The following is a 23,589-nucleotide window of genomic DNA, read 5'->3' as shown; positions in this document are numbered from 1 at the left end:
CACGCCGATTGACATGTTGGAAAATCACTGGCGAAGAGAACTGCCCCGGCATTCAGGGTTACATGGATGGCCTGATGAAGCAGATGGCCAATTTCACGAATGAGCCAGCCGCATGGTCGTTCAGCGAATGGAAGAACCTCAAGGCGACGAACAACACCTCAGAATACTGGCTGGCCGCAACCGCGATCGTGCTGGAATACCGCAGCAAGGATCTAGCCCAAATCGGCGAAACGCTCCACGAAAAGGCATCGGCCTTGGGCTACGCGCATATCCTAATGGACAGCCTGAGCCGCAAAGGTGAGAGGACGGCGACCATCGTTTTTCCGCTGACCGAGCGCGTGAACAAAGAGCAGTATGCCCGACTGGCAAAAGTGCTGATGTCCGAGTTGAACGTTTTCCATGCTGCTGATGGCAACTGCGCGATGACGCATCTGATCCATGTCGATGAGACATGCCAGCAGGCTGTGGTTGATGGCGCGGTGATCGTTCCTCGCGCCAAAATCAAGGAAACCGAACGCCTCTACCAGAACATGGACCCCAACTACTTCTGCGCTGGTGGACCTGCTGCTGCCGTCCATATCGCACCACCAGTAGTGACGAGCCATGACGGAATGTTCGAATGGGCACCCTCCGGCGTCGAAAAGGCCCAGATGACGGCAGACGCCGTTCTGGCATCCATCGGCGTGAGCCTGCCGAAAGACCCTATCGCGCTTTAACCGCTGGCACCTCAGCAATCCGGGTCGTGTAGTTCGGCGACTTTGCGTCTGACCGGGCCTTCCATTGGCGCTTGAAGCCTTGGCTGGCCGGGACAATCGCGAATTTGCCGAACCGACCGTTGACCTCATCCATGGCCACCATCAGCCGACTGCGCCGCTCGTTGTCCTCTTCAAACAGCGTGCGCGGTCGCCGGTCAGCTTCCATCAAATCCTCCAGCATCACACCGGCTTTCGTGATGCCATACCCCTCGCGCCATGCGCTTTCGATCCCACGTCTGGCGTAGGCCAGCAAGGTCAGGCCATCATTGGTCATCGGTTGAAGGCTGAGCGTCCGCGTGGCGCTATATTGCGGCCGGTCCTGCTTGTGTCGATTTGTGTGAAAGAAGACCGTCAGCCGACCGGCCACTAGGCCATGCTGGCGCAGCTTCTCCCCTGCCCTCATCGCATATTGCGTCACAGCCCCCATCAGCATGTCTATGTCGGTGATCGGGGAGCCGAATGACCAGGTGACAGCCATGCCCTTCCGTTGCGGCTCTATCGTTTCGATCACGCTGGACGGAACGCCGCGCAGTTCAGCGACAACTCTTTCCAGCACAACACCACCGACGCCGCGTGAATGCTTCAATGCCATATCGCGAAGCTGGCCAGCCGTCTTGATTTCGAGCGCGGCCAGCTTCTCTGTCGTCGCTCTGCCGATCCCCCACACGTCCCCGACCTCAAACTGGTCCAAGACCCAGCGGCGAATCTCTTCGCTGCGAAGATCGGCCACGCCATCAAAGATCGGGTTCTTCTTCGCGGCAGCATTGGCCAGCTTGGCCAGCGTCTTCGTCGGCGCGATGCCTACGCATGTCGGGATCGTCGTCCATTGCTTGACCTGTTCGCGCATCGCACGGGAATGAGCCACCAAATCCAGATGCTCAAACCCTGCGAAGTCCACGAACGTTTCGTCAATCGAGTATATCTCGAAATCACGGGCAAAGGGTTCGATTGCCGCCACCACCCGGCGCTGAATGTCCCCATAGAGCGCATAGTTGGAAGACATGACCCGGATGCCGTGCTTCTGGATTTTATCACGGATCAGGTGGACCGGCTCACCCATGCGGATGCCGAGAGCCTTGGCCTCTGCTGACCGGGCAATCGCGCAGCCATCGTTATTGGACAGGACAATGACCGGCACACCGCACAGGCTTGCGTCGAACGCTCGCTCGCAGGACACATAGTAATTGTTACAGTCGATCAGAGCGACCGGGGCGCTCATACGTATTTGCGGGCCAGCCCGACGACCACGCCCCATATCTCGACATGCTCGTCCACTATCGTTTCTGGAAAGCCCTCCGCTTCCGGCACCAGCCAATGACGGCCCTCGCGCCGTCGCAGGCGCTTCAACGTCCGATCACCATGGACAAGTGCGACAACGATATGACCAGCAACCGGCTTCTTGGCCCGGCTCACGATGATGAGATCACCATCAGTGATGCCAGCGCCGGTCATGGAATAACCATCGACCCGCATGATGTAACTGGCGGCCGGATGCTCAACGAGCCAATCGGCCAGATTGATGGGTTCTTCCATGTCGTCCTGAGCGGGCGACGGAAAGCCAGCCGGAGTGCTGACCAGCAGCAACGGCAAATCGGGCATGGATAGGCAAATAGGTATGGGTTCAAACATCGGTTAAGCCACGAATCAGATACCCGACCCAGCATAGCCCTAACCGACCCCATCGGTCATTTGTTCTTTTTATGTTCTTTCAATTCGACGGCCATCCGATCAGTGGGAAACGGCTGCGCCATCGCGCAAGCGCCCGCATAATCGGTCGATAGCCATTCCTCATATTGCGACGGATCGAGGATCACCGGCATGGCTTTCGGGTGGAGTGGCGCGACCAGTTCATTCGGTTCGCAGGTCAGGAAGGCATAGACCGCTCCATGTTCGCTTTGCCGCCAGATGCCCGCGAACGCCGCTAAGGGCTGATCCTTGATCGTGAACCACCACTCTTCGCGGCCCTGCCCTGCTTTCGGCTCTGCGAATGTCGAGAACGGCACAAGGCATCGCTGCTCTGGCTTCGACAGCATGGACTTCCAGAAGTTACTGCTGAGGTTCCTGACGTTCGTGACGCGCTTCTCCAGCATCTTGGTTGCGCCTTTGACCATGGTTGGAACGCCCCAGGCCATAACGTCGGACTTCACCACCCCGTCATCCTTGCGGACGATCATACCTGCCCGCTTCGGGTAAACGTCCGATGCGAACTCCTGATTGGGCTGGCGAAGGTCATAACCCGCATATTCGCGCCATGTCGGGATTAGGTCGGGATTATTCCGATAGTGATTACACATCGAAATAGACCACGCGGGTTGGCTCTCCTGTCAGGATCGGCCAGTTCCACACTTTGCTCTTGCCATCGTGTGTGACAAGGAACGTTGGGCCCGGAAAGATGGCCGTCACGGTATCATTCGTGCCTCCCCTCTTGTCGCGCAGTGAGGCGTTGATGCCTTTTCCTACTGTCACATATTCGTGGCTCGTAAGTTGTTCACCGACTGTGGCAGTCCATTCCGCACCTTCGCGCTTCCACGAAATCGAATAGATGCGTTTGTCATGTGCCTGCGGCGCAGAGTCCACTTTCTGCGCCAGCCGAGCGTATTCCGCTTCCAGATCGTCAGGATCAACCGACGGAATGAAAAATGCTGGCATCACCGATCTCCCTGTTCTGATGTGAGCCTATCGCACCAGCATTCTGTCGCAAGCCCCTTGCCTATTTGTTCCTTCTTTGTTCTCATTGCCGATCAGGACGACTCGAAAAGGATTCAGGTCATGGACAAGCTGGAAGAAGCCTTCACCGCGCTCGCCGCGCACATCGACCTTCATGCTCCGAAAGGCCCGTTCAATGGGTTCGTGGAAGTGGCCAAAGACCTTGGCATGGAAATGGAAGACCTCTCTGACGGCAGCGACATTCATCAGGTTCTTTCGATGGGCCATGGCGAGGGTAAACTGACCCTCATCTACCTGCTCGTTCCCGTGGACGAGGATGAGCCGCTTGATGAAAACTACTGGCTGGAACTGTCCGGTCGCGGCGCTCGGAGCCACGCGAAGGTCTGGCATTTCAAAGACGGCAAGCTGGCCAACAAAGAGCCGATCCCCAAGGCTGCTTGATCCACGCTACCCCGGCAGGGCGCGCCGGGCCGGGGTCAATTCAGGGTTTGACTCCTATAACGCACGGGTCAGCAGCGTATAGCCGATCCCGGCCAGCGCCCCGCCAGCCGCCGCGATCAACATGAGTGGCCAACCCAGCGCCGCCCACTGGCTCAGGGCCATCACCCGCATCAGCAGGAAGATGACCGCGCCGATCAGCGCCGTCACATGCAATCCGCTGATCGACAGAAGATGCGCCAGTCCGCTGCGCCGCATCGCCTCCGCATCGGCTTCGGGAATCGCGCCCTGGTCCCCGGTCGCAAGAGCGGCGGCGATCCCTTCGGCGGGACCGTCCACTTGCTCCAAAATATGGCCGAACAACTGCGCCCGCAGCGGCGGCGAGGCAGTGGATGGGATCACTATCTCGACCGGCTTCAGCGCCTTGCCCGTCGCGCCGATCCCCTGGAAATAGGCGCGCGCCGCAAAATCATAGCCGCCCGGAACGCTCGGCGGCGCGGGCGGCATCAAGCGCACGCGAAAGCGTAGCCGCGCGCCCTCACCCAGCCCCGCCGGCACATCCGCGTCGGCGATATTCACCCGTATGACGGCCGGCAGATCGGGCGCGTCGACCGGGCGCAGCATGACGCGCACCATCGCCTGCGCCGGAACGGGGCGGATCGCGGCAACATCGCCCGTCAGTTGCACGAAGGTCGCCCGGACAAGCGGCGGCTGGCCCCACAGCATCGCCTTCCCCCAGACCAGCAGGCACCCCATGCAAGCCAGGATTGCACCCCCGACCATCATCCGCCGCAACCGCCCGCCCACCGGCAACATCGCCCCGATACAGGCCATCGCCAGCGTGCCGCAGCAAAAGGCGAGCCAGGCCATGGCATGGGGCAGGATGAACCAGGCGGCGATCCCGCCACCCAGCGCGATCGGCACCCATAATCCGATCTGTTCGCGCTCGCGTTCCAGCCAGCGTTCGAGCCGGTCCAGCCGCACACGCGCCAACGCCGCCAGCCTCCCACCAAGGGAGGTTTGTCGTGGCTCAAAAGCCATGCTAGGGGGCGCAGCATCCATGGGTCAGCTAGGCGAATGTCAGGGAATATGACGGCAAGTGCAACGGGAATGAACAAGCCGGTGGTGACCCGTTTCGCCCCGTCCCCAACCGGGTTCCTGCATATCGGCGGCGCGCGCACCGCGCTGTTCAACTGGCTGTTCGCGCGCCACCATGGCGGCAAGTTCCTGCTGCGGATCGAGGATACCGATCGCGCCCGCTCTACAGAAGAAGCCGTGGCCGCGATTTTCGACGGTCTGGAATGGCTGGGCGTGAGCGGCGACGAACCCGCTGTCTTCCAGTTCGAACGCACGCCGCGCCATGCAGAAGTCGCCAACCAGCTTCTGGAAGCTGGCCACGCCTATCGCTGCTATGCGACGCCCGAGGAACTGGCCGAACTGCGCGAACAGCAGCGCGCCGCCAAGCAACCCATGCGCTATGACGGCCGCTGGCGCGACCGCGCGCCCGAAGATGCGCCGGAAGGTGCGCCCTTCGTGATCCGCATCAAGGCGCCGCGCCAAGGCGAGACCGTGATCGAGGACGCGGTGCAGGGGCGCGTGGTCGTGCAGAATGCCGAGCTGGACGACATGATCCTGCTTCGCTCCGACGGTACGCCTACCTATATGCTGGCCGTCGTCGTCGACGATCATGACATGGGCGTCACCCACGTCATCCGCGGCGACGATCATCTCAACAACGCCTTCCGCCAGCTCAGCATCATCAAGGCGATGGGTTGGGAAGAGCCGATCTACGCCCATATCCCGCTGATCCACGGATCGGATGGCGCGAAGCTGTCGAAGCGTCACGGCGCGCTGGGTGTGGACGCCTATCGCGACGAAATGGGCATGCTGCCCGAAGCGGTGCTCAACTATCTTCTGCGGCTGGGTTGGGGCCATGGTGACGAGGAGATCATCCCGATCGCCCGCGCCATCGACCTGTTCGATATCGGCGGCGTCGGCCGCTCGCCGTCGCGCTTCGATATCAAGAAGCTGGAAAATCTCAACGGCCATTATATCCGCGAAGCCGACGACGCGCGCCTCGCCGCGCTGGTGGCTCCACGGATCGAAAAGCGGCTTGAAATCGCTATATCGGATACCAATCTGTCACTGCTGACGGAAGCTATGGCTTCGCTGAAGCCGCGGGCGAAGAACCTTAATGAAATTGCGGAGGGAGCAGAATTTCTGTTCAAAAGTTGCCCGCTCGATTTTGACGAGAAGGCTACCGCTCTGCTAGACGACTCCGCGCGCGCGCTGCTCGACAAGACAGCCGACGCTCTCCAGTCCGTCCAGTCCTGGACGGTTGAAGCGATCGAAGACGTGATACGCCGCGTGGCAGAGGATGCCGACCTGGGACTGGGCAAGGTGGCGCAACCGCTTCGTGCGGCACTCACCGGTCGCACGACCTCGCCGGGCATTTTTGATGTCCTCTTCCTGCTGGGGAAAGAGGGGAGCTTGGAACGATTGGCTGACGCAGGGCACGCAGCAGCCGGTTGATGACGTACAAGGAGAAAAACATGTCGGATAACACAGCCAATTTGACCGTTGGGGGAGACAGCAAGGACTATGCCGTCATGGACGGCACGGTCGGCCCCCAGGTCATCGACGTTCGCAAGCTCTATGCCAACACCGGCATGTTCACCTATGATCCGGGCTTCACTTCTACCGCAAGCTGCGAATCCGGCCTGACCTATATCGACGGTGACGCAGGTATTTTGCTCCATCGCGGCTATCCGATCGGCCAACTGGCCGAAGAATCCAGCTTCATGGAAGTCTGCTACCTGCTGCTGAACGGCGAACTGCCGTCGCAGAAGGAGCTGGAAGACTTCACCACCACGATTACGCGCCACACCATGGTGCATGAACAGTTGTCGGCATTTTTCCGCGGCTTCCGTCGCGATGCGCACCCGATGGCGATCATGGTCGGCGTGGTCGGCGCCCTGTCGGCCTTCTATCATGACTCGACCGACATCAACGATCCGGAACAGCGCCGCATCGCGAGCCACCGCCTGATCGCCAAGATGCCGACGATCGCCGCCATGGCGTATAAATATTCGGTCGGTCAGCCTTTCGTCTATCCGCGTAACGACCTGAGCTACACCGCCAATTTCCTGCGCATGACCTTCTCGGTCCCGGCGGAGGATTATATCCCCGATCCGGTGATCGTGGACGCGATGGACAAGATCTTCATCCTGCACGCCGATCATGAGCAGAATGCATCGACCTCGACCGTGCGTCTTGCCGGTTCGTCGGGCGCCAACCCGTTCGCCTGCATCGCGGCCGGCATAGCCTGCCTCTGGGGCCCGGCGCATGGCGGCGCCAACGAAGCCGCGCTCAACATGCTGCGCGAAATCGGCACTGTCGATCGCATCCCCGAATATATCGCCCGCGCCAAGAACAAGGACGATCCGTTCCGCCTGATGGGCTTTGGCCACCGCGTCTACAAAAATTACGATCCCCGCGCGACCGTGATGCAGAAGACCGCGAAGGACGTGCTGGAGAAGCTGGGCGTCAACGACCCCGTTTTCGACGTCGCCAAGGAACTGGAGCAGATCGCGCTCAACGATCCCTATTTCGTCGAAAAGAAGCTCTACCCGAATGTCGATTTCTATTCGGGCGTGATCCTGTCGGCAATCGGCTTCCCGACCGAAATGTTCACCGTGCTCTTCGCGCTCGCCCGTACCGTCGGCTGGGTCGCGCAGTGGAACGAAATGATTTCCGACCCGGCGCAGAAGATCGGTCGTCCGCGTCAGCTCTATACCGGCCCGACGCAGCGCGACTATGTCGCGGTCGACAAGCGCTGATCGCCAGCGGACCAATATTGTTATGAAGAACGGCGCTCATTGGGCGCCGTTTTTTATGGCGATGCCCCGCCTTGAAACCGTGCGGCCGCCAGATCAGCCCCCGACCGGCAGCGACAGGATGAAGCGCGCGCCCTCACCCGGCGCTCCGCCAATGCGAATGTCGCCATTCATCGCCCGGGCGAGGCGGCGGGAGATATAGAGGCCAAGCCCGCTGCCCCCGGCATCGTCGCGCCCCAGCCGCTCGAATTTCTCGAAAATGCGCTCGCGATCGGCCGGTGCGACGCCCGCGCCCTGGTCGATCACAGCGATGCGCGCCTGACCGCTTTCCCATTCGGTCGCGATGCGCACCTGCGTTCCTTCCGGCGAATAGCGCACGGCATTGCCGATCAGATTGACCAATATCTGGAGTATCCGGCGAAATTCCCCCATCGCCAGCAAGCTCGCATCAGGGGCTGGCGCGACGATGGTGATCCGTCGATCCAGCGCCTTGACCGCCAGCAAGCCCGCGGCCCGGCGCCCCAGATCGGCCAGGTCGACTTCTTCGGCGACGACGCTGAAATCCGGGCGATCGATTGCCTGCAAATCAGCCAGATCGTCGACCAGCGCCATAAGATGCCGGCCCGCGGCCGCAATGTCGTTGGCATAGCCGGCATAATCAGGGCGGAGCGGCCCTTCGAGTTGCGCGCTGATCGTATCGGCGTTTGCGATGATGCGGCCCAGAGGCTGTCGCAGCGAGCGATCGAGCCGTCGCCCGAACTCGACAGGATACAAGGTCAGCGGCGCATCTTCCGCCACGGGCGCGACCACCGCTCTTTCCAGTGGGAAGGCGGTGCCACGATAGCCGGTCAATTGTCCGCCATGATCGAACATCGGAAAAGCCGACAGTCGAAAACGGCGCGCCATATCGCTCGCCATCACCGCCCGCTGATCGCGAAACGCGCATCGCTGGGCAAAGCCGCGAAGCATGGCCATGTCGCCGTCGCTATCCGCTTCCAGCTGGAAGTAGCTGGAAAAGCGCGCTCCCGGCACGGGCGGGTTGGTCGGCAGCGCACCGCTGTCGCCATTCCCCGCCAACACCATCTGGAACCGCAATTGGGTGTCGATCTGCCAGGTCCAGCCATCGGCCAACGCCGCCATATCGGCTTCGCGTCGGCCATCGTCGGGTGGTAGCGGCGCGGCTGGCCGTTCACGCCAGTCCACGACCGACAGACTGACGCCCTTGTCGCTTTCCGGCTTGGCCCGCACCCACATATCGATGTCGCCGCGCTGCGCCGCCGCCACGACCGGCCGCGACACCAGAACGCCCAGCCGCGCCGCCAGTCTGGCGATCGCCATCAATTGCGGCACCGCGAACGGCGCACCAAGATCCGCGCCGGCCTCTCTTTGCAGCGCCAGCAGCGGCGCGTCTGCGCTCAGCAAACGGCCGTCGGCCGACAGGGCCGCGCGAAGAATGCCGGGACGGGACGGCATGTTCATAGGGGGGCCACTGCGCGCAGATGGTCCAGTTTCGCACGCAAGGCGGCCGATGTCCGCAGGGCGGCGACCACATTGTCGGCCTGTTCCTGACTCAACGCGTGATAGCGATCCGCCTCGGTCACGATCGCCACATCGGACAGCGACGGACGCACCGGGCGCAACGCCAGCAGCAAATGCCGATAATCGGCACCCGACCCGCCCAGCGCCCGGCACAAGATAGCGACCTGCGACAGTGATCCCATCACCAGCATTTCGACCACCTGGACGCTCTCCAGCCGGAGCTGCCGCGCGATGACCGCAGCAAACAGCAGGAACCGTCGTCGTTCCAGCAAATGGCCCAACAGGTCGGGCGCGTCGGCCTCTTCCCCCATGCGACGCACTAATCGATCCGCCTGAACGATCGGACATGCTGCCTCGTCATGATCGGCCATCAATGCCCAGCCGGACCGGTCGAAGGCCGCCAGCAGCCGATCGTCGCCATCGACCATGGTCCGCTGCGCCACGACGGTCAGGCACGCAGCGACCATCCACATCAGTTCGGCGAAATGTTCGGCGGGAAGGTCGGGCTTCATCGGCGCGTCTTCCCCGCCGGCGGCAACCCACCGTGCCTCGGCCAGCGTCAGCCCCGACAAGGCGTCGCCCAGCAAAGGATCGTCGATCGAAAGCGCCGAGGCCCCATCGATTTCTTCCAGTTGTTCGACATCGGCCTGTCCAAACTGGCGAAGCATCATCGTGACGCCAGCGCGCATCTGCATATGCGCCAGCAGTCCGGGCCCGAGCAGGCTGGGATGCGCACGCACCATCGACCAGGCTACCGGAGCCGGCCACCGGTCCAGCGCCGCGGCGACATCGGGCGCATGTGCCAGCGACAGGCGCAGGGCCATCTCGATCGCGGTGATGCATCCGCCGACATGGCGACGCGTCTCGGCGATCAGGGCGTCGTGGCGCGTGTGTCCTTCTTCGGGAAAGAAAATCGCCAGATCGATGGCATGGCCGACCGGCACGGCGGACAAGCCGGCCATGACCCGCGCCATTGGCCAGCTGCCCGCCATGGCCGTACCGGTAAGGGACGAATAGGCGTTCATGCCGGTCAGCATAATCGCACGTCCTTAAAATGCACTAAACCGTGCCGGGGAAAATTGCTCAGTCGCTCTTGCGCAGCAGAATGGCGCCGACCGACGCGATCGCTAGCAAAATGGCGACACGGAAGCCTTCCGCCATCAGGCCGACAAAGCCCGTCAGGATCAGCAACAGCAGCGCCGTACCGGGCGTGAAGATCATCCACGACCGCGCCGCCGCGGTTCGCCCCCAGCGATCGGCCACCATCAGGATGCCGAGCAGCAGCGCCAGATCGGCGGCCAAGGTCGTGCCACCGGCAAAGACCATCCCTGCCAGCACGGTCGCCGGCGCGCAGAAGGCGAACCATCCCATGAGCGGCGTCCGCAGCGCCAGATCGCCCAGCCGGTCGCTGATTTCCGACAGTAGCAAAGCACCCATCAACAGGCAGAATCCAGTCAGCGCCCAGCCCAGTTCGATCGGCACCAGCGCCACGGCGCCCAGCGCGATGGCAGCGATCCGCACCTGCAGCGCCGGGACCTGCATCCGCATCAGCGTCGGGCTGACGATTCGGGCCAACGGCGCCAGCAGATAATGTTCGATGCCACCACGCGAATGAGCGCGCGATGATCCGGCTGCGGTCACAGCCTGCGCGACCAGGTCGGCCTGCGCCTGGCTCTCGACCAGGGCGACCCGCCCTTCCAGCAGATCGTCCTGCGGCACGGTGATCCGTCTGGCGCCCTTTTGCACCGCCGTGCGCACCAAAGTCAGCGCCAGATCCCAGTCCCCGATCATGTCGAGCGTGCCGAAAAGCAAGTCCGGACTGATCCGCGCCAGGCCCGCCCAGCGTTGCCCCGCGTCGATCCGTTCGAACGGCGCACTGGCGCGGCTGTCGTCCGTCACCAGCATGGCGTTGCCCTGGGCCGCACCGATGCCGTCGAAATGCGACTGTGATACTATTGCACCATCCGCCACCAGCAGCACGTCGCTATCGCGTGGCGCATCTCGTACCATCGACACCATATCCCGCACCAGCGCCACGGCGATGCCGTCGGCGCTCAGACGGTCAACGGCCTGCGACAGGGCCGGGGTGATGACACTCACCAGGATCATGATTCGATCGGCGCCTGCATGGGCCGCCTGCCGCGCCTGATACTCGACCAGCGTCTGACCGGCAAAATACAGGCTCGCGCGCAAACCCGCGGGCGAATCGCCCGATGCGCGACTGGCGCTCAGAATAGCGGCGAAACTCATGTCGTTACGCTTGTGGACCCGATTGTTGTGCGGCGACCTTTTCGCAAGGCGGAGCGCTTCGCGCAAGCAAGGCTTTCAGCGGCGGCCGATCAAGTTTGATCGAGCCCCGCCAGCGCCGCTTGGAGACGACGAAGCACGCGCGGATCGCCAGGCGCAGCGGCGGCCGCCTCGTCGGCCAGCGCCATCAATGCGGTGAGGCCGAAGCTGGCCGCTAATCCCTTGAGCCGCCAGGCGGCGAGCTCCCAATTGGCGTCGCAGCGTGCCCGGCCCAGCAGGTCGAGCTGTCGCGCAGCACTTTCCAGGAAAGCGACCCGCAGGTCTGCGATCAGCGCGCTGTCTTCGCCGACGGCGGCGGCCAATGCGGCATGAAGGGCGCCAGGATCATAGGACATGGCGACAGACGCTATCGGGCTTGCGTTAAGTTTTGGTAACAGGGCATTTGCGTCGGCGGAAAAGATGCTAGGATGATGACATGACAGGGGGCAGCACCATCGTCGAGTTCTGGCGAGACGAACAAACCGCGACCGGCAACGAGTCGCAGACGGACGACATTTTGCTTTTGAAACAAGCCGTTCTCGATATTGACGAGAATGATGCGGCGGAAGATGCCGGCGACGGCACGATAAAGCGCATTCGCTGGGGTCTGCTGGTTCTGGCGGTCGGCTGGATCGGCTTTGCTGGCTGGGCGATCGCAACCTCCGGCGATCTGGCCGCAGGTCCGTTCGCCTGGGCCAACGCCATCGTCACGCTCGCCATTCCCCTGATCCTCCTGGGCGTGGGCTATATGCTGCTGGTCCGCAACAGCCGCGCCGAATCGCGTCGCTATCTCGACACCGCGCGTGCGCTACGTACCGAGGCCGACCTGCTGGAACTGCGCCTGGGCCGTATCAGCAGTCAGTTGGAGACCGCGCGGCAGGCGATGCAGGACCAGGCGGAATTGCTCGACAGCTATGGCGCGGCCGCCAGCAGCAATATGGAAGCATCCGCCGAACTGATCGCCGCGCGCGCCCACACCACGGCCGAGCGGGCGGAAACGGCCGAGCGCGCCGCGATGGCGCTGGTGGCGCGGATGGACATGCTGATCGGATCGATCCCCGAACTGGAGGACCGCACCGGCCGCATGACGGCGCAGATGATGGACAATGGCCATGCGCTGGCCGAACGGATCGACACGCTGGAGGCCCGCCTCCACGCCCTTGCCGAACTGTCCGATGACGCGCGCGCGCGGACACTTTCCGCTACCAAGAGCCTGTCCAGCCAGTTGACGCAATTGCAGGAAACGACCCGAACAGCGACCGAGGAGGTCACTGGCATGGCCGAGATCGCCGCAGGCCGGATCGACGCTACCGCCCAGAGCGCGCGACAGGCGATGGATCGCAGTCGCCAGGATCTGGAAGCCCATGCCACGGCTCTGAACACGCTGGTCGAAGCAGCGCAGACCGGCATGGCCGAAACCAGCGCGCAGGTCCGCCAGACGCTGACCCATGATCTCGATAGCACCGAACATGATCTGCGCGAACGCACGGACAGCGCACTGAGTAGAATGAAGGACGCCATGGCGTCCACCGACGAGGCCTTGTCCCGTCGTACCGAAGCGTTGGAAGCGCTGGTGGCTGCGGCCCGGACCGGCATCAGCGGGGCAAGCGAGGAGGCGCTTACCCTATTCGAGCGCGACATGGAGTCGATGGAAACGGACCTGCGTCGTCGCCTCGACGTTGCGTTGCAGCAGGCGCAGGAAACGCTCGCTGTCACCGACGGCGGCCTGACCAGCCAGGCGGCGACACTCGACGCCTTGATCGCCCGCTCGCGCGAAAGCCTGACCGCGATTGGAGACGACACCGTCGCCGGCCTCAGCGATTCGATCGGCGACGTCGAAAGCCGCCTGCATCAGGTCAACGACATGATCGAAGGCCAGCGTAGCCTGATGTCGAGCCTGCATAGCAGCCTGCACGACACCATCGCTTCGACCGAAGGCCGCTTCGCCGCACTGGAGGACAGCGCCCTGGCGCGCGGTGAACGCCTGACCGGCGCGCTCGTCCGCATGACCGAAGAAACGCTGCGAATCGACAAGGCGCTGTCGGCGGGCGGCATGACCGCGGAAAAGCTGATCGGATGCGCCGAAACCTTGCTGGTCGCGCTCGATTCGAGTGTGCGGGAGCTGGACGAAACCTATCCCGCCGCGCTCGAACGATTCGATGCCCGACTGGAGCAGAGCAGAACCCTGCTGGGCAGCACCGCACCCGAAATGGAGCGGCTGGAGGCGATTTCCGAAGCGCTGGTGGGCCGCACCGCGGAAGCCGAGGAAATGTTGCGTGGCCAGGGCAGCCGCCTGACCGAGTGGCTGGAGAGTACGCAAGGCGGACTGGAAGCGAATCGCGGGCTGGTGGAGCGCCTGCGCACGACGCTCGACGCCGCGCATCAGGACGCGACACGCATTACCGAAGGCGCCGGGCCATTGCTGGTGACAGCGCTGCTGCGGGTCAAGGATACGGCCGATCAGGCGGCGGAACGCGCGCGTCAGGCGCTGGGCCGCGCCATCCCCGATGCCGCGCAGCAATTGGCGCAGGCCAGCGACGAAGCTCTACAGGCCGTGATCGGCGAAAAGGTGACGGCGCAGATCGAACAGGTTGCGCGGGTCGCGGAAGAAGCGGTCAAGGCAGCGCATCAGGCATCCGAACGCCTCACCCGCCAGTTGCTGACGATCGCCGATACCAGTGCCAGCGTCGAACAGCGGATTGGGGAAGCAGAACGCGCATCGGAAAGCCGCGATCGCGATCATTTCGCCCGGCGATCCGCCTTGCTGATCGAATCGCTCAATAGCACGGCGATCGACGTCGCCAAGATCCTGTCCAACGATGTCACCGACTCGGCCTGGTCGGCTTATTTGAAGGGCGATCGCGGTGTCTTTACCCGCCGCGCGGTGAAGTTGCTGGATGCGGGCGAATCGCGGGAAATCGCGCTCCATTATGACAATGACGCCGAGTTTCGCGATCATGTGAATCGCTATATCCATGATTTCGAGGCGATGTTGCGGATCATCCTGTCGGCGCGCGACGGCAATGCACTGGGCGTTGCGGTGCTTTCGTCCGACATGGGCAAGCTCTATGTCGCTCTCGCACAGGCGATCGAACGACTGCGGCAGTAACTTCTGCCGTTTAATCGAGCGCTTTGCGGAAGTAGACGACCCGCTCTGTTTCGACGAAGCAGGCGGCCCGATGAAAGGCGTGGCTGGCCAGATTGCCAATGTCCGCGTCCGACGCCATTTCCGTGCAGCCCATGGCCTGTCCCCAGATCGCGACGGCATCGATCAGGGCTTTCGCTATGCCTTCGTGCCGCACCGCAGGCGTCACATAAAGACCTTCGACAAAAACGACCGGACTGGTGTCGCAACCGTTTACATAATCGCGGCGCAGCGATGCCTCGACAAAGGCGATCGCGTCACCCCGATCATCAAGAGCGACGAAGGCAACAAGATCGCCTCCGTTCGCCATCATATCGGCAATGTCGTCATGATGATCGGCGACGGACGCATCCGGCCAGAGCGCGGCGCGCATCCGCGCCCAGAACGGTGCGTGACCGGCAGCAGCGCGTATAATCTGCGCCGCCTGCCCGCTCATCGGGCGCTGCGGTAACCTGGCAGCATGTCCAGCGTCACCCAACCCTGCACATAGTTGGCGTAATAGAGACCGAACAGAATCGTCGCCAATATGGTCGCGCGCAGCATGACCAGACCGGGCCGGAAGTTGCTGGGCGCGCTGTCCGCCTGCCCCTTCAGCAGCACTTCGCCGGTTTCATCGGGCGTGCGAATGCCGAAGGGGAGCATGATGAAGGCGCTGATCACCCACATCAGGAAATAGATAGCGAAGATGGCGTATAGGTTCATGGAACGTAACTAGGCCCGAACCAGCAGCACGTCCACTATCGGCTTCTTGCCGGTCCAGCGGGTTGCGGTGCGACGTACGGCCAGACGCACGCGTTCGCGCAACGCCTCTTCCTCCAGCGATCCCTTGGGCACGGCGGCGGCGGCTTCATCGGCCGCTTCGGCCAGGAATGCCGCCTTGTCCTCCTCCACGGGTACGCCTTGCGTGCGCAATGCGGGCTGGCCGATCAGCTTGCCTTTGCGGTCGATCGCTACCGCGACGCTGATCTGCCCATGGAGACCCAGCTTGCGTCTTTCATTGATCGTCGCGCCGTCGGCGGGCAGGATGACGTCGCCGTCCAACACCAGGCGGCCGGTATCCTGATGGCCGATGATCGTCGGCGCACCGGGCGCCAGGCGCAGCACATCGCCGTTCGACTGAACCACCGCATGGCGGATGCCGCTGGTGATGCCGAGCCGGGCCTGTTCCGCCATATGGCGACGCTCGCCATGGACCGGCAGCAGGATTTCCGGGCGTATCCAGCGATACATGGCTTCGAGCTCGGGGCGGCCGGGATGGCCGGACACATGCACTTCGGCCTGGCGGTCGGTGACCATCAGGATATTCTTCTGCGCCAGCGCATTCTGGATGCGGCCGATGGCGATCTCGTTGCCGGGTATCTGCTTGGAGGAGAAGACGACCGTGTCGCCTTCCGCCAGCTTGATCGGATGGCTGTCGAACGCGATGCGGGCGAGCGCCGCCCGCACTTCGCCCTGGCCGCCGGTGGCGATAATCATCACCTCGCTGCGCGGCAGATGCATCACATCGTCCCAGTCGACGGTCGGCGGAAAATCCTTGAGATAGCCCGCCGCCTTGGCGGTGCTGATGATGCGATCGAGCGAACGGCCCGCCACGCACACTTTGCGCCCGGTCGCCGCGGCAACCTCGCCCAGCGTCTGCACGCGCGCCGCGTTGGAAGCGAAGGTCGTGACCAGCACGCGCCCCTTGGCGTCCGCCACGGTCTTCATCAACCCTTCGCGCACATCGCCTTCGGAGCCGCTGGCCTTGTCATTGAAGACGTTGGTGCTGTCGCACACCAGCGCCAGCACGCCTTCGTCGCCGATGGCGGTCAGTTCGGCCGGGGTGGAGGGCTGGCCCAGCAGGGGCTGTTCGTCCAGCTTCCAGTCGCCGGTGTGAAAGATACGACCATAGGGCGTATCGATCAGCACGGCATTGCCTTCGGGAATCGAATGAGCGAGCGGCACGTAGCGGAAGCCGAACGGGCCGAGATTGAAGCTGCCTTCATTCGGGATGACATGCAGCTTGACCTCCTTCGAGAGGCCTTCTTCTTCCAGCTTAAGGCGAATGAGGCCCGCCGTGAACGGCGTGGCATAGAGCGGAACGCCGAGATCGGCGGCGAGATAGGGAATCGCACCGATATGATCCTCATGCCCGTGCGTCAGGACGATGCCGAGCAGGTCGTCGCGGCGCTCCTCGATGAAGCTCAAATCCGGCAGCACCAGTTCGATGCCGGGATAGCTAGGGTCACCGAAGGTCATGCCGAGGTCGACCATGACCCATTTGCCCTGGCAACCGTAGAGATTGACATTCATGCCGATCTCGCCCGACCCGCCGAGGGCCAGGAAGATCAGTTCATCCTTGGGTGTCATTATGTTTTCAAACTCCGTTCGTGCATCAGCGCGAGGCCCTGAACCGTCAGGTCCGGCGCGATCGCATCGAAAATATCGCTATTGTCATTGAAGAGGACCGCCAGCCCCCCCGTCGAAATCACTCTGGTCGGTCGGCCGATCTCGGCCCTCATGCGGGCGACCAGCCCCTCCATCATCGCCACATAGCCCCAGAAGACGCCGATATGCATCTGCGCTTCGGTCGTTCGGCCGATAACCGATCGATCTTCAGGCGCGGTAATCGCGATCTTTGGCAGCTTCGCCGCGGCCGCTACCAGCGCATCGAGCGAAAGGTTGATCCCCGGCGCGATGATGCCGCCCTTATACGCGCCACGATAATCCACCACGTCGAAGGTCGTCGCCGTACCGAAATCGATGACGATCAGGTCGCCTGCGTAAAGATGGTGCGCGGCGATCGCGTTTACAACCCGGTCGGCGCCCACCGACGCCGGCTCGGCAACGTCCAGTTCGATGCCCCATTCGACGGAGCCTTGACCCGCAATCAGCGCCGGCGTCTTGAAATATTTATCGGCCAGCACTTGCAGATTATGCAGCGCGCGCGGCACCACCGTGGCGATGATGACGGCATCGACATCGGCGATGGCATAGCCTTCCAGTTGCAGCAACTGGTTCAACCAGACGGCATATTCATCGGCGGTGCGCCGCGGATCGGTGGCGATCCGCCAGCGTGCCCGGATTTCGCGCCCGTCGAGCAGCGCGAAAACGACATTGGTGTTACCCGCGTCGATCGCGAGAAGCATGGCTCGTCCTTCAGTTGAGAATGATGTCGCCCGCGTGAATGGCATGGCTCTGCCCATTCGCCAAGCGCAGGATCAACATGCCGTGGCGGTCGAGCGTGTCGAACGTACCTTCGATCGCCCCGCCATCGGGTTGCACGACGCGCATCGCCGTGCCGGTCGGGTGAGCGTTGAGCAGCCAGTGGGTGCGGATCGGATCAATGCCCTGCGCGCGCCAGATGGAGAGCCAATGGCTGAATAGCTGCGCCAGTCGATCGAGAAGCGCGTGTGCCTGCACATTCGCCGCGCCTTGTGCTGTCAGGCTGGTAACGGGGCGATCCAGTCCTTCGGGATGGTCGGTGACGTTGATGCCGATGCCCACCACGATCGCGTCCCCTGCACGCTCCAGCAGGATGCCGGCGATCTTGGCGCCGTCGACCAATATGTCGTTGGGCCATTTGATCCGCGCCTGCCCATGGCAGAGTGGCGCAACCAGCGCGTGCACTGCATTGGCGGCGACCAGCGCCAGCGTATGGGGCAACGGATCGTTCGACTGCAACCGGACCAGCGTGGAGCAATAGAGATTGCCGTCCGGGCTTTCCCAGGCACGTCCCATGCGGCCCCTGCCCCCGGTCTGGCGACCCGCACGCAGCCACATGCCGTCAGCCGCCCCCTGCCCCGCCAACGCCAGCATGTCGGCGTTGGTGGAGCCGGTTTCCTCGACGAAGCGCAGCAGCGTCAGAAGAGCGACGCTGCCGCGGCAGCGCTCGCCTGATCCAGTACGGGGTTGAGCAGATAGCCCAGCACGATCACCACGGCGCAGGCCGTCAAGACGATATTCTCGACCGGGCCGCCCTTGGCCTCATAGGCGACGGTCGGTTCGTCGAAATACATCGTTTTGATGATCTTGAGATAATAGAAGGCGCCGATCACCGAGGCGGCGATGCCGAAGGCGGCCAGTGCGGTCAGGCCCGCGGCGACCGCGGCGTCGAAGACCAGGAACTTCGCCCAGAAGCCGAAGAGCGGCGGGATGCCAGCCATCGAGAACATGAAGATGGCGAGCGCGGCGGCCAGACCCTTGCGCGACTGCGACAGGCCCGCAAGGCTGGCGATGGTTTCGATCGGCTTGCCGTCGGCATCGCGCATTTGCAGGATGCAGGCGAAAGCACCGATCGTCATCAGCACGTAAATGGCCATATAGCTCATCGTGCCGGCGACACCGGCAGGCGTGCCCGCAGCCAGGCCAATCAGCGCGAAGCCGACATTGTTGATCGACGAATAGGCCATCAGACGCTTGATGTTGGTCTGGCCGATCGCCGCGACAGCGCCGAAGAGGATCGAGGCGAGGGCGACAAAGATCACGATCTGCTGCCAGTCGAGGCCAGCCGGTCCCAATGCCTCGATCGCGACGCGAACGGTCAGACCCATCGCGGCGACCTTGGGCGCACTGGCGAAGAAGGTCGTGACCGGGGTCGGCGCACCTTCATAGACGTCGGGCGTCCACATATGGAACGGCACGGCGCTGATCTTGAAGGCGAGGCCTGCCAGCACGAACACCAGGCCGAACAACTCGCCCTTCGACACGCCATCACCGAGCGCCACGGCGATGCCGTCGAACCCGGTGCTGCCGGTGAAGCCATAGAGCAGCGAGATGCCGTAGAGCAGGATGCCACTGGCAAGCGAACCCAGCACGAAATATTTGAGGCCCGCCTCCGAAGAGCGTTCATCCTGCCGCATGAAGCTGGCCAGCACATAGGAGGCCAGGCTGTTCATCTCCAGGCCGACATAGAGCGTCAACATGTCGCCCGCCGACACCATCATGCCCATGCCGATAGCGGCGAACAGGATCAGAACCGGATATTCGGGACGCGGCGCACCATCGACCGAGAAGAAGCGCGGGGCGAGCAGGATGGCCGCAGCGGCAGCGCCATAGATCAGCGCCTTGGCGAAGACGGAGAAGGCGTCGGCGCGGTACAGGCCGTCAAAGGCGTCCGGACCATGGGCGAGCGAACAGGACAAAGCCAGGCCCGCGATCGCCAGGGTGATCACCGACAGCCAGTTGACGACACGGGCCGAGCCATCGCCGCCAAAGGCCGCGACCAGCATCAGCACAAGGCCGCCCGCCGTCAGAATGAGTTCCGGCAGGACCGCCAGAAGGGAAGCGGAGTCAACCATTAGTGCGCCTCCCCGTGCGCCGGTGCTTCTTCATGATGGCCCTCGCTTGCTGGCTTGGGCGCACCCATCTTGATCTTGGAATCTCCTGCGGGAGCCGCAGGGGCGAGACGCGCCTCGAGCGCGCGGATGTCGGACCGCATGGGCGCCAGGAAGCTTTCGGGATAGACGCCCATCCACAGCACAACGGCCGCGATCGGCGCCATCAACCAGAACTCCCGGATCGACAGATCGGGCATGGCGGCGGCATCGGCATTGACCTGATCGCCGTAGCAGATGCGGCGATAGAGGTAGAGCATATAGGCTGCGCCCAGGATGATGCCCGTCGTGCAGACCAGCGCCACCCAGCTCGACGCCTGATACACGCCCATCAAGGACAGGAATTCACCGACGAAGTTGGACGTGCCGGGCAGGCCGACCGACGCCATGGTGAAGAACAGGAACAGCACGGCATAGCGCGGCATGTTGATGCTCAAGCCGCCATAGCGATTGATCTCACGGGTATGCAGGCGGTCGTAGACCACCCCGACGCACAGGAACAGCGCGCCTGCGACCAGGCCATGGCCCAGCATGACCATCATCGCGCCCTCGATACCCGCCTGATTGAAGGCGAACAGACCGATCGTGACGATCGCCATATGCGCGACCGACGAATAGGCGATCAGCTTCTTCATATCCGACTGCACCAGCGCGACCAGCGAGGTGTAGACCACCGCGACCATCGACAGGCCCCAGACCAGCGGCGCAAGCTGCGCCGAGGCTTCGGGGAACATCGGCAGCGAGAAGCGGATGAAGCCGTAACCACCCATCTTCAGCAGCACGCCAGCCAGAATGACCGAACCGGCGGTCGGCGCCTGCACGTGCGCGTCGGGCAGCCAGGTATGGACCGGCCACATCGGCATCTTCACCGCAAAGCTGGCGAAGAAGGCGAGGAACAGCCAGGTCTGGACATGCGGGTCGAAATTATAGGCCATCAGCGCCGGAATTTCGGTCGTGCCCGCTTCATGCACCATCCACATCATCGCGATCAGCATCAAAACCGAGCCGAGCAGCGTGTAGAGGAAGAATTTATACGAAGCGTAGATGCGGTCCGCGCCACCCCAGATGCCGATGATGAGATACATCGGGATCAGGCCGGCTTCGAACATGATGTAGAAGAGGTAGAGATCCTGCGCCGTGAAGACGCCGATCATCAGCACCTCCATGAACAGGAAGGCCGCCATATATTCGCCGACGCGCTTGTTGATCGCGTTCCAGCTAGCGCCGATGCAGATCGGCATCAGGAATACGGTCAACGCGATCAGCATCAGCGCGATCCCGTCGATACCCAGCGCCCAGGCGAAGCGACCGAAGATCGGCGCATATTCCTGGAACTGCCATTGCAGCCCGCCCTGGTCGAAATTCATCCACAGGACGATGCCCAGGACGAAATCGACCAGCGTCGCGATCAACGCGATCCAGCGCGCATTATTCGCGCCCGCGAACAGGCAGGCGATGGCCCCGGCCATCGGCACTGCCATCATCAGGGAAAGGATGGGGAAGCCGTCCATTATCGTGTCATCGCCCAGGTTGCGGCCGCGGCAAGCCCGATGAGCATCACCAGCGCGTAGGTGTAGAGGTAGCCGGACTGAAGCCGACGGGTGATCTTGTTGCCCTGCACGACCAGCGCGGCAAGGCCATTCGGCCCGAAGCGGTCGATGAAGCCGACGTCACCGAACTTCCAGAAGAAGCGGCCGATGGCAAAGGCAGGCTTGACGAACAGGAAGTGATACAGCTCGTCGAAATACCATTTGTTGAGCAGGAAGGTGTACAGTCCGGTGAAGGTCGCGACGAAACGCTGCGGCCAGTCGGTGTTCTTGATATAGCTCAACCAGGCGACGAACAGACCGGTCAGCATCACCGTGAACGGGGCGAACTTGACCCAGGTCGGCACTTCATGCGCCGCGTGCATCAAATGGCTGTCGAACGCGAGCGCGCCCTTCCAGAATGCGATGCCGCCTTCGGGGCCGATGAACTGGTCGTGGAACAGGAAGCCGGCGAACACCGCGCCCAGGCTCAGCACGATCAACGGGACCAGCATCACCAGCGGACTTTCGTGCGGGTGATAGCCACCCGTACCGTCGACAGCATCATGAGCGTGATGATCGTCATGACCGTCCACCGCATGGGTGTGATCGTCATGCGCATGGGCGGCATGATCGTCATGCGCATGGGCGGCATGATCGTCATGCCCGTGGGCATCATGCAGCGCATGCTGGATATGCTCGGACGGGGTCCAGCGCGGCTTGCCGAAGAAGGTCAGGAAGACCAGGCGCCAGCTATAGAAACTGGTGAGCAGCGCGGCGAACACGCCGACCAGGAACGCGCCGGTCCCCGCTCCACCCGCGGCATAGGCCGCTTCCAGGATGCCGTCCTTCGAATAGAAGCCGGCAAAACCCACGCCGACGAGCGGCAGGCCGACGCCGGTGATGGCGAGCGTGCCCAGCGTCATCGTCCAGAAGGTGATCGGGATGCTTTTCCGCAGGCCGCCATAATAGCGCATGTCCTGCTCATGGTGCATCGCATGGATGACCGAACCGGCACCCAGGAACAGCAGCGCCTTGAAGAAGGCGTGGGTGAACAGATGGAACATCGCCGCGCCATAAGCGCCGACGCCCGCCGCGAAGAACATATAGCCAAGCTGCGAGCAGGTCGAATAGGCGATGACGCGCTTGATGTCGGTCTGCACCGTGCCGACGGTCGCGGCGAACAGGCAGGTCGCGGCCCCCACATAGGTGACCACCGTCAGCGCCGTGGCCGAGGTTTCGAACATCGGCGACAGGCGGCACACCATGAAGACGCCCGCGGTGACCATGGTCGCCGCGTGGATCAGCGCCGACACGGGTGTCGGGCCTTCCATCGCGTCCGGCAACCAGGTGTGCAGGCCCAACTGCGCCGATTTGCCCATCGCGCCGACGAACAGCAGCAGGCAGAGGACCGTCATGGTGTCGAAGCGATGGCCGAGGAAGCCAATGGTCGACCCGGCCATCGACGGGGCCATTTCCAGAATTTCTGGGATCGAAATGGTATTGAACACCAGATAGGTGCCGAAAATGCCCATCATGAAGCCAAGGTCGCCGACGCGGTTGACGACGAACGCCTTGATCGCAGCCGCATTGGCGCTGGGCTTGCGGAACCAGAAGCCGATGAGCAGGTACGAAGCCAGACCCACGCCTTCCCAGCCGAAGAACATCTGGAGCAGATTGTTCGCGGTCACGAGCATCAGCATCGCGAATGTGAAGAGCGAGAGATAGGCGAAGAAGCGCGGCTGATCCGGCTCCTCATCCATATAGCCCCAGCTATAGAGGTGGACCAAGCTCGATACGCTGGTGATGACCACCAGCATGACCGCGGTCATCGCGTCGACCCGCAGCGCCCACTGGGCGTCGAAGCTGCCGCTTTCGATCCAGGTAAAGAGCGGCGTGACATGCGCTTCGGCGCTGCCGGTCAGGAAGCTGATGAAGATCGGCCAGCTCATTGCGCAGGAGGCAAAGAGCGCGCCGGTCGTGACGATCTTCGCCGGCAGCTTGCCCAGCGCCTTGTTGCCAAGGCCGGCAATCGCTGCAGCGAGGAGCGGAAGAAGGACGATAAGCTGGATCATGTCAGGA

The 23,589-nt window shown here is 62.9% G+C and carries 21 protein-coding genes and 1 pseudogene; 5 read left to right on the top strand and 17 right to left on the bottom strand.

Going from position 1 to position 23,589, the window contains the following annotated elements; all coding sequences use genetic code 11:
* The first annotated feature begins 74 nt into the window (after positions 1-74).
* A complete protein-coding gene (locus SBA_RS11630) occupies positions 75-716 on the top strand; it encodes a hypothetical protein (RefSeq protein ID WP_261934537.1) in 642 nt (213 codons plus the stop codon).
* Here the strand turns inward: SBA_RS11630 and SBA_RS11625 are convergent.
* The 4 genes from SBA_RS11625 to SBA_RS11610 all read right to left on the bottom strand — a co-directional run bounded on the left by SBA_RS11625 (position 703) and on the right by SBA_RS11610 (position 3,404).
* On the bottom strand, positions 703-1,974 hold the full coding sequence (locus SBA_RS11625; protein WP_261934536.1) for a Y-family DNA polymerase: 1,272 nt from the start codon (positions 1,972-1,974) through the stop codon (positions 703-705). The two genes, SBA_RS11630 and SBA_RS11625, sit on opposite strands and share 14 nt — an antisense overlap.
* Positions 1,971-2,384, bottom strand: coding sequence for a LexA family protein (locus SBA_RS11620; protein WP_261934535.1), 414 nt, complete (start codon positions 2,382-2,384; stop codon positions 1,971-1,973). The genes SBA_RS11625 and SBA_RS11620 overlap by 4 nt, the downstream gene beginning before the upstream one ends.
* Before the next feature lie 56 nt (positions 2,385-2,440).
* On the bottom strand, positions 2,441-2,929 hold the full coding sequence (locus tag SBA_RS11615; protein WP_390902332.1) for an SOS response-associated peptidase family protein: 489 nt from the start codon (positions 2,927-2,929) through the stop codon (positions 2,441-2,443).
* A gap of 112 nt (positions 2,930-3,041) precedes the next feature.
* Complete coding sequence (locus tag SBA_RS11610; protein WP_261934533.1) at positions 3,042-3,404, bottom strand: hypothetical protein; 363 nt, start codon at positions 3,402-3,404, stop codon at positions 3,042-3,044.
* Positions 3,405-3,524: 120 nt separating this feature from the next.
* Here SBA_RS11610 and SBA_RS11605 point away from each other — a divergent pair, with 120 nt between their 5' ends.
* Positions 3,525-3,863 (top strand): hypothetical protein, encoded by a 339-nt coding sequence (locus SBA_RS11605; protein ID WP_261934532.1) that lies wholly within the window; start codon positions 3,525-3,527, stop codon positions 3,861-3,863.
* Positions 3,864-3,923: 60 nt separating this feature from the next.
* Here the strand turns inward: SBA_RS11605 and SBA_RS11600 are convergent.
* Positions 3,924-4,901, bottom strand: a pseudogene (locus tag SBA_RS11600) (ComEC/Rec2 family competence protein); the annotation flags it as partial.
* A 69-nt stretch (positions 4,902-4,970) separates the two neighbouring features.
* On the opposite strand from SBA_RS11600, the gene gltX reads away from it, so the two are divergent.
* Positions 4,971-6,392, top strand: coding sequence for a glutamate--tRNA ligase (gene gltX, locus SBA_RS11595; protein ID WP_261936723.1), 1,422 nt, complete (start codon positions 4,971-4,973; stop codon positions 6,390-6,392).
* A 20-nt stretch (positions 6,393-6,412) separates the two neighbouring features.
* Positions 6,413-7,699 carry a citrate synthase gene (gene gltA, locus SBA_RS11590; protein WP_261934531.1) on the top strand — a complete coding sequence of 429 codons (1,287 nt, stop codon included), beginning with the start codon at positions 6,413-6,415 and terminating at the stop codon, positions 7,697-7,699.
* Between the two features lie 93 nt (positions 7,700-7,792).
* Here gltA and SBA_RS11585 read toward each other — a convergent pair whose 3' ends face one another.
* The 4 genes from SBA_RS11585 to SBA_RS11570 all read right to left on the bottom strand — a co-directional run bounded on the left by SBA_RS11585 (position 7,793) and on the right by SBA_RS11570 (position 11,877).
* Positions 7,793-9,175, bottom strand: coding sequence for a sensor histidine kinase (locus tag SBA_RS11585; RefSeq protein ID WP_224546112.1), 1,383 nt, complete (start codon positions 9,173-9,175; stop codon positions 7,793-7,795).
* On the bottom strand, positions 9,172-10,272 hold the full coding sequence (locus tag SBA_RS11580) for a DUF2336 domain-containing protein (RefSeq protein ID WP_224546111.1): 1,101 nt from the start codon (positions 10,270-10,272) through the stop codon (positions 9,172-9,174). The genes SBA_RS11585 and SBA_RS11580 overlap by 4 nt, the downstream gene beginning before the upstream one ends.
* 46 nt (positions 10,273-10,318) lie before the next feature.
* Positions 10,319-11,485 (bottom strand): hypothetical protein, encoded by a 1,167-nt coding sequence (locus SBA_RS11575; protein ID WP_261934530.1) that lies wholly within the window; start codon positions 11,483-11,485, stop codon positions 10,319-10,321.
* Positions 11,486-11,574: 89 nt separating this feature from the next.
* Positions 11,575-11,877, bottom strand: coding sequence for an Hpt domain-containing protein (locus SBA_RS11570; protein ID WP_224546109.1), 303 nt, complete (start codon positions 11,875-11,877; stop codon positions 11,575-11,577).
* Between the two features lie 80 nt (positions 11,878-11,957).
* Here SBA_RS11570 and SBA_RS11565 point away from each other — a divergent pair, with 80 nt between their 5' ends.
* Entirely contained in the window at positions 11,958-14,630 is a 2,673-nt protein-coding gene (locus tag SBA_RS11565; protein WP_261934529.1) for a coiled-coil domain-containing protein, read from the top strand.
* A gap of 10 nt (positions 14,631-14,640) precedes the next feature.
* Here the strand turns inward: SBA_RS11565 and aac(6') are convergent, their stop codons facing one another.
* The 8 genes from aac(6') to nuoL are packed head-to-tail and all read right to left on the bottom strand — an operon-like array spanning position 14,641 to position 23,582.
* Complete coding sequence (gene aac(6'), locus SBA_RS11560; protein ID WP_261934528.1) at positions 14,641-15,102, bottom strand: aminoglycoside 6'-N-acetyltransferase; 462 nt, start codon at positions 15,100-15,102, stop codon at positions 14,641-14,643.
* Complete coding sequence (locus SBA_RS11555; protein ID WP_261934527.1) at positions 15,099-15,368, bottom strand: DUF1467 family protein; 270 nt, start codon at positions 15,366-15,368, stop codon at positions 15,099-15,101. The genes aac(6') and SBA_RS11555 overlap by 4 nt, the downstream gene beginning before the upstream one ends.
* A gap of 9 nt (positions 15,369-15,377) precedes the next feature.
* Positions 15,378-17,015: a ribonuclease J gene (locus tag SBA_RS11550; protein WP_261934526.1), complete on the bottom strand. Its 1,638-nt coding sequence runs from the start codon at positions 17,013-17,015 to the stop codon at positions 15,378-15,380.
* Positions 17,015-17,794: a type III pantothenate kinase gene (locus tag SBA_RS11545; protein ID WP_224546103.1), complete on the bottom strand. Its 780-nt coding sequence runs from the start codon at positions 17,792-17,794 to the stop codon at positions 17,015-17,017. Before SBA_RS11545 ends, SBA_RS11550 begins: the two co-directional genes overlap by 1 nt.
* 10 nt (positions 17,795-17,804) lie before the next feature.
* Entirely contained in the window at positions 17,805-18,464 is a 660-nt protein-coding gene (locus SBA_RS11540; protein WP_390902331.1) for a biotin--[acetyl-CoA-carboxylase] ligase, read from the bottom strand.
* A 44-nt stretch (positions 18,465-18,508) separates the two neighbouring features.
* Entirely contained in the window at positions 18,509-19,945 is a 1,437-nt protein-coding gene (gene nuoN, locus SBA_RS11535) for an NADH-quinone oxidoreductase subunit NuoN (RefSeq protein WP_261934525.1), read from the bottom strand.
* On the bottom strand, positions 19,945-21,492 hold the full coding sequence (locus tag SBA_RS11530) for an NADH-quinone oxidoreductase subunit M (protein WP_261934524.1): 1,548 nt from the start codon (positions 21,490-21,492) through the stop codon (positions 19,945-19,947). Before SBA_RS11530 ends, nuoN begins: the two co-directional genes overlap by 1 nt.
* Positions 21,492-23,582, bottom strand: a complete 2,091-nt coding sequence (gene nuoL / locus SBA_RS11525; RefSeq protein ID WP_261934523.1) for an NADH-quinone oxidoreductase subunit L — start codon at positions 23,580-23,582, stop codon at positions 21,492-21,494. The genes SBA_RS11530 and nuoL overlap by 1 nt, the downstream gene beginning before the upstream one ends.
* Positions 23,583-23,589: the final 7 nt, after the last annotated feature.

Origin of the sequence: Sphingomonas bisphenolicum (assembly GCF_024349785.1) — a bacterium.
GTDB lineage: Bacteria > Pseudomonadota > Alphaproteobacteria > Sphingomonadales > Sphingomonadaceae > Sphingobium > Sphingobium bisphenolicum.
The sequence above is the reverse complement of the archived record's forward strand: the minus strand, read 5'-3'. Positions and strand labels throughout refer to the sequence as shown.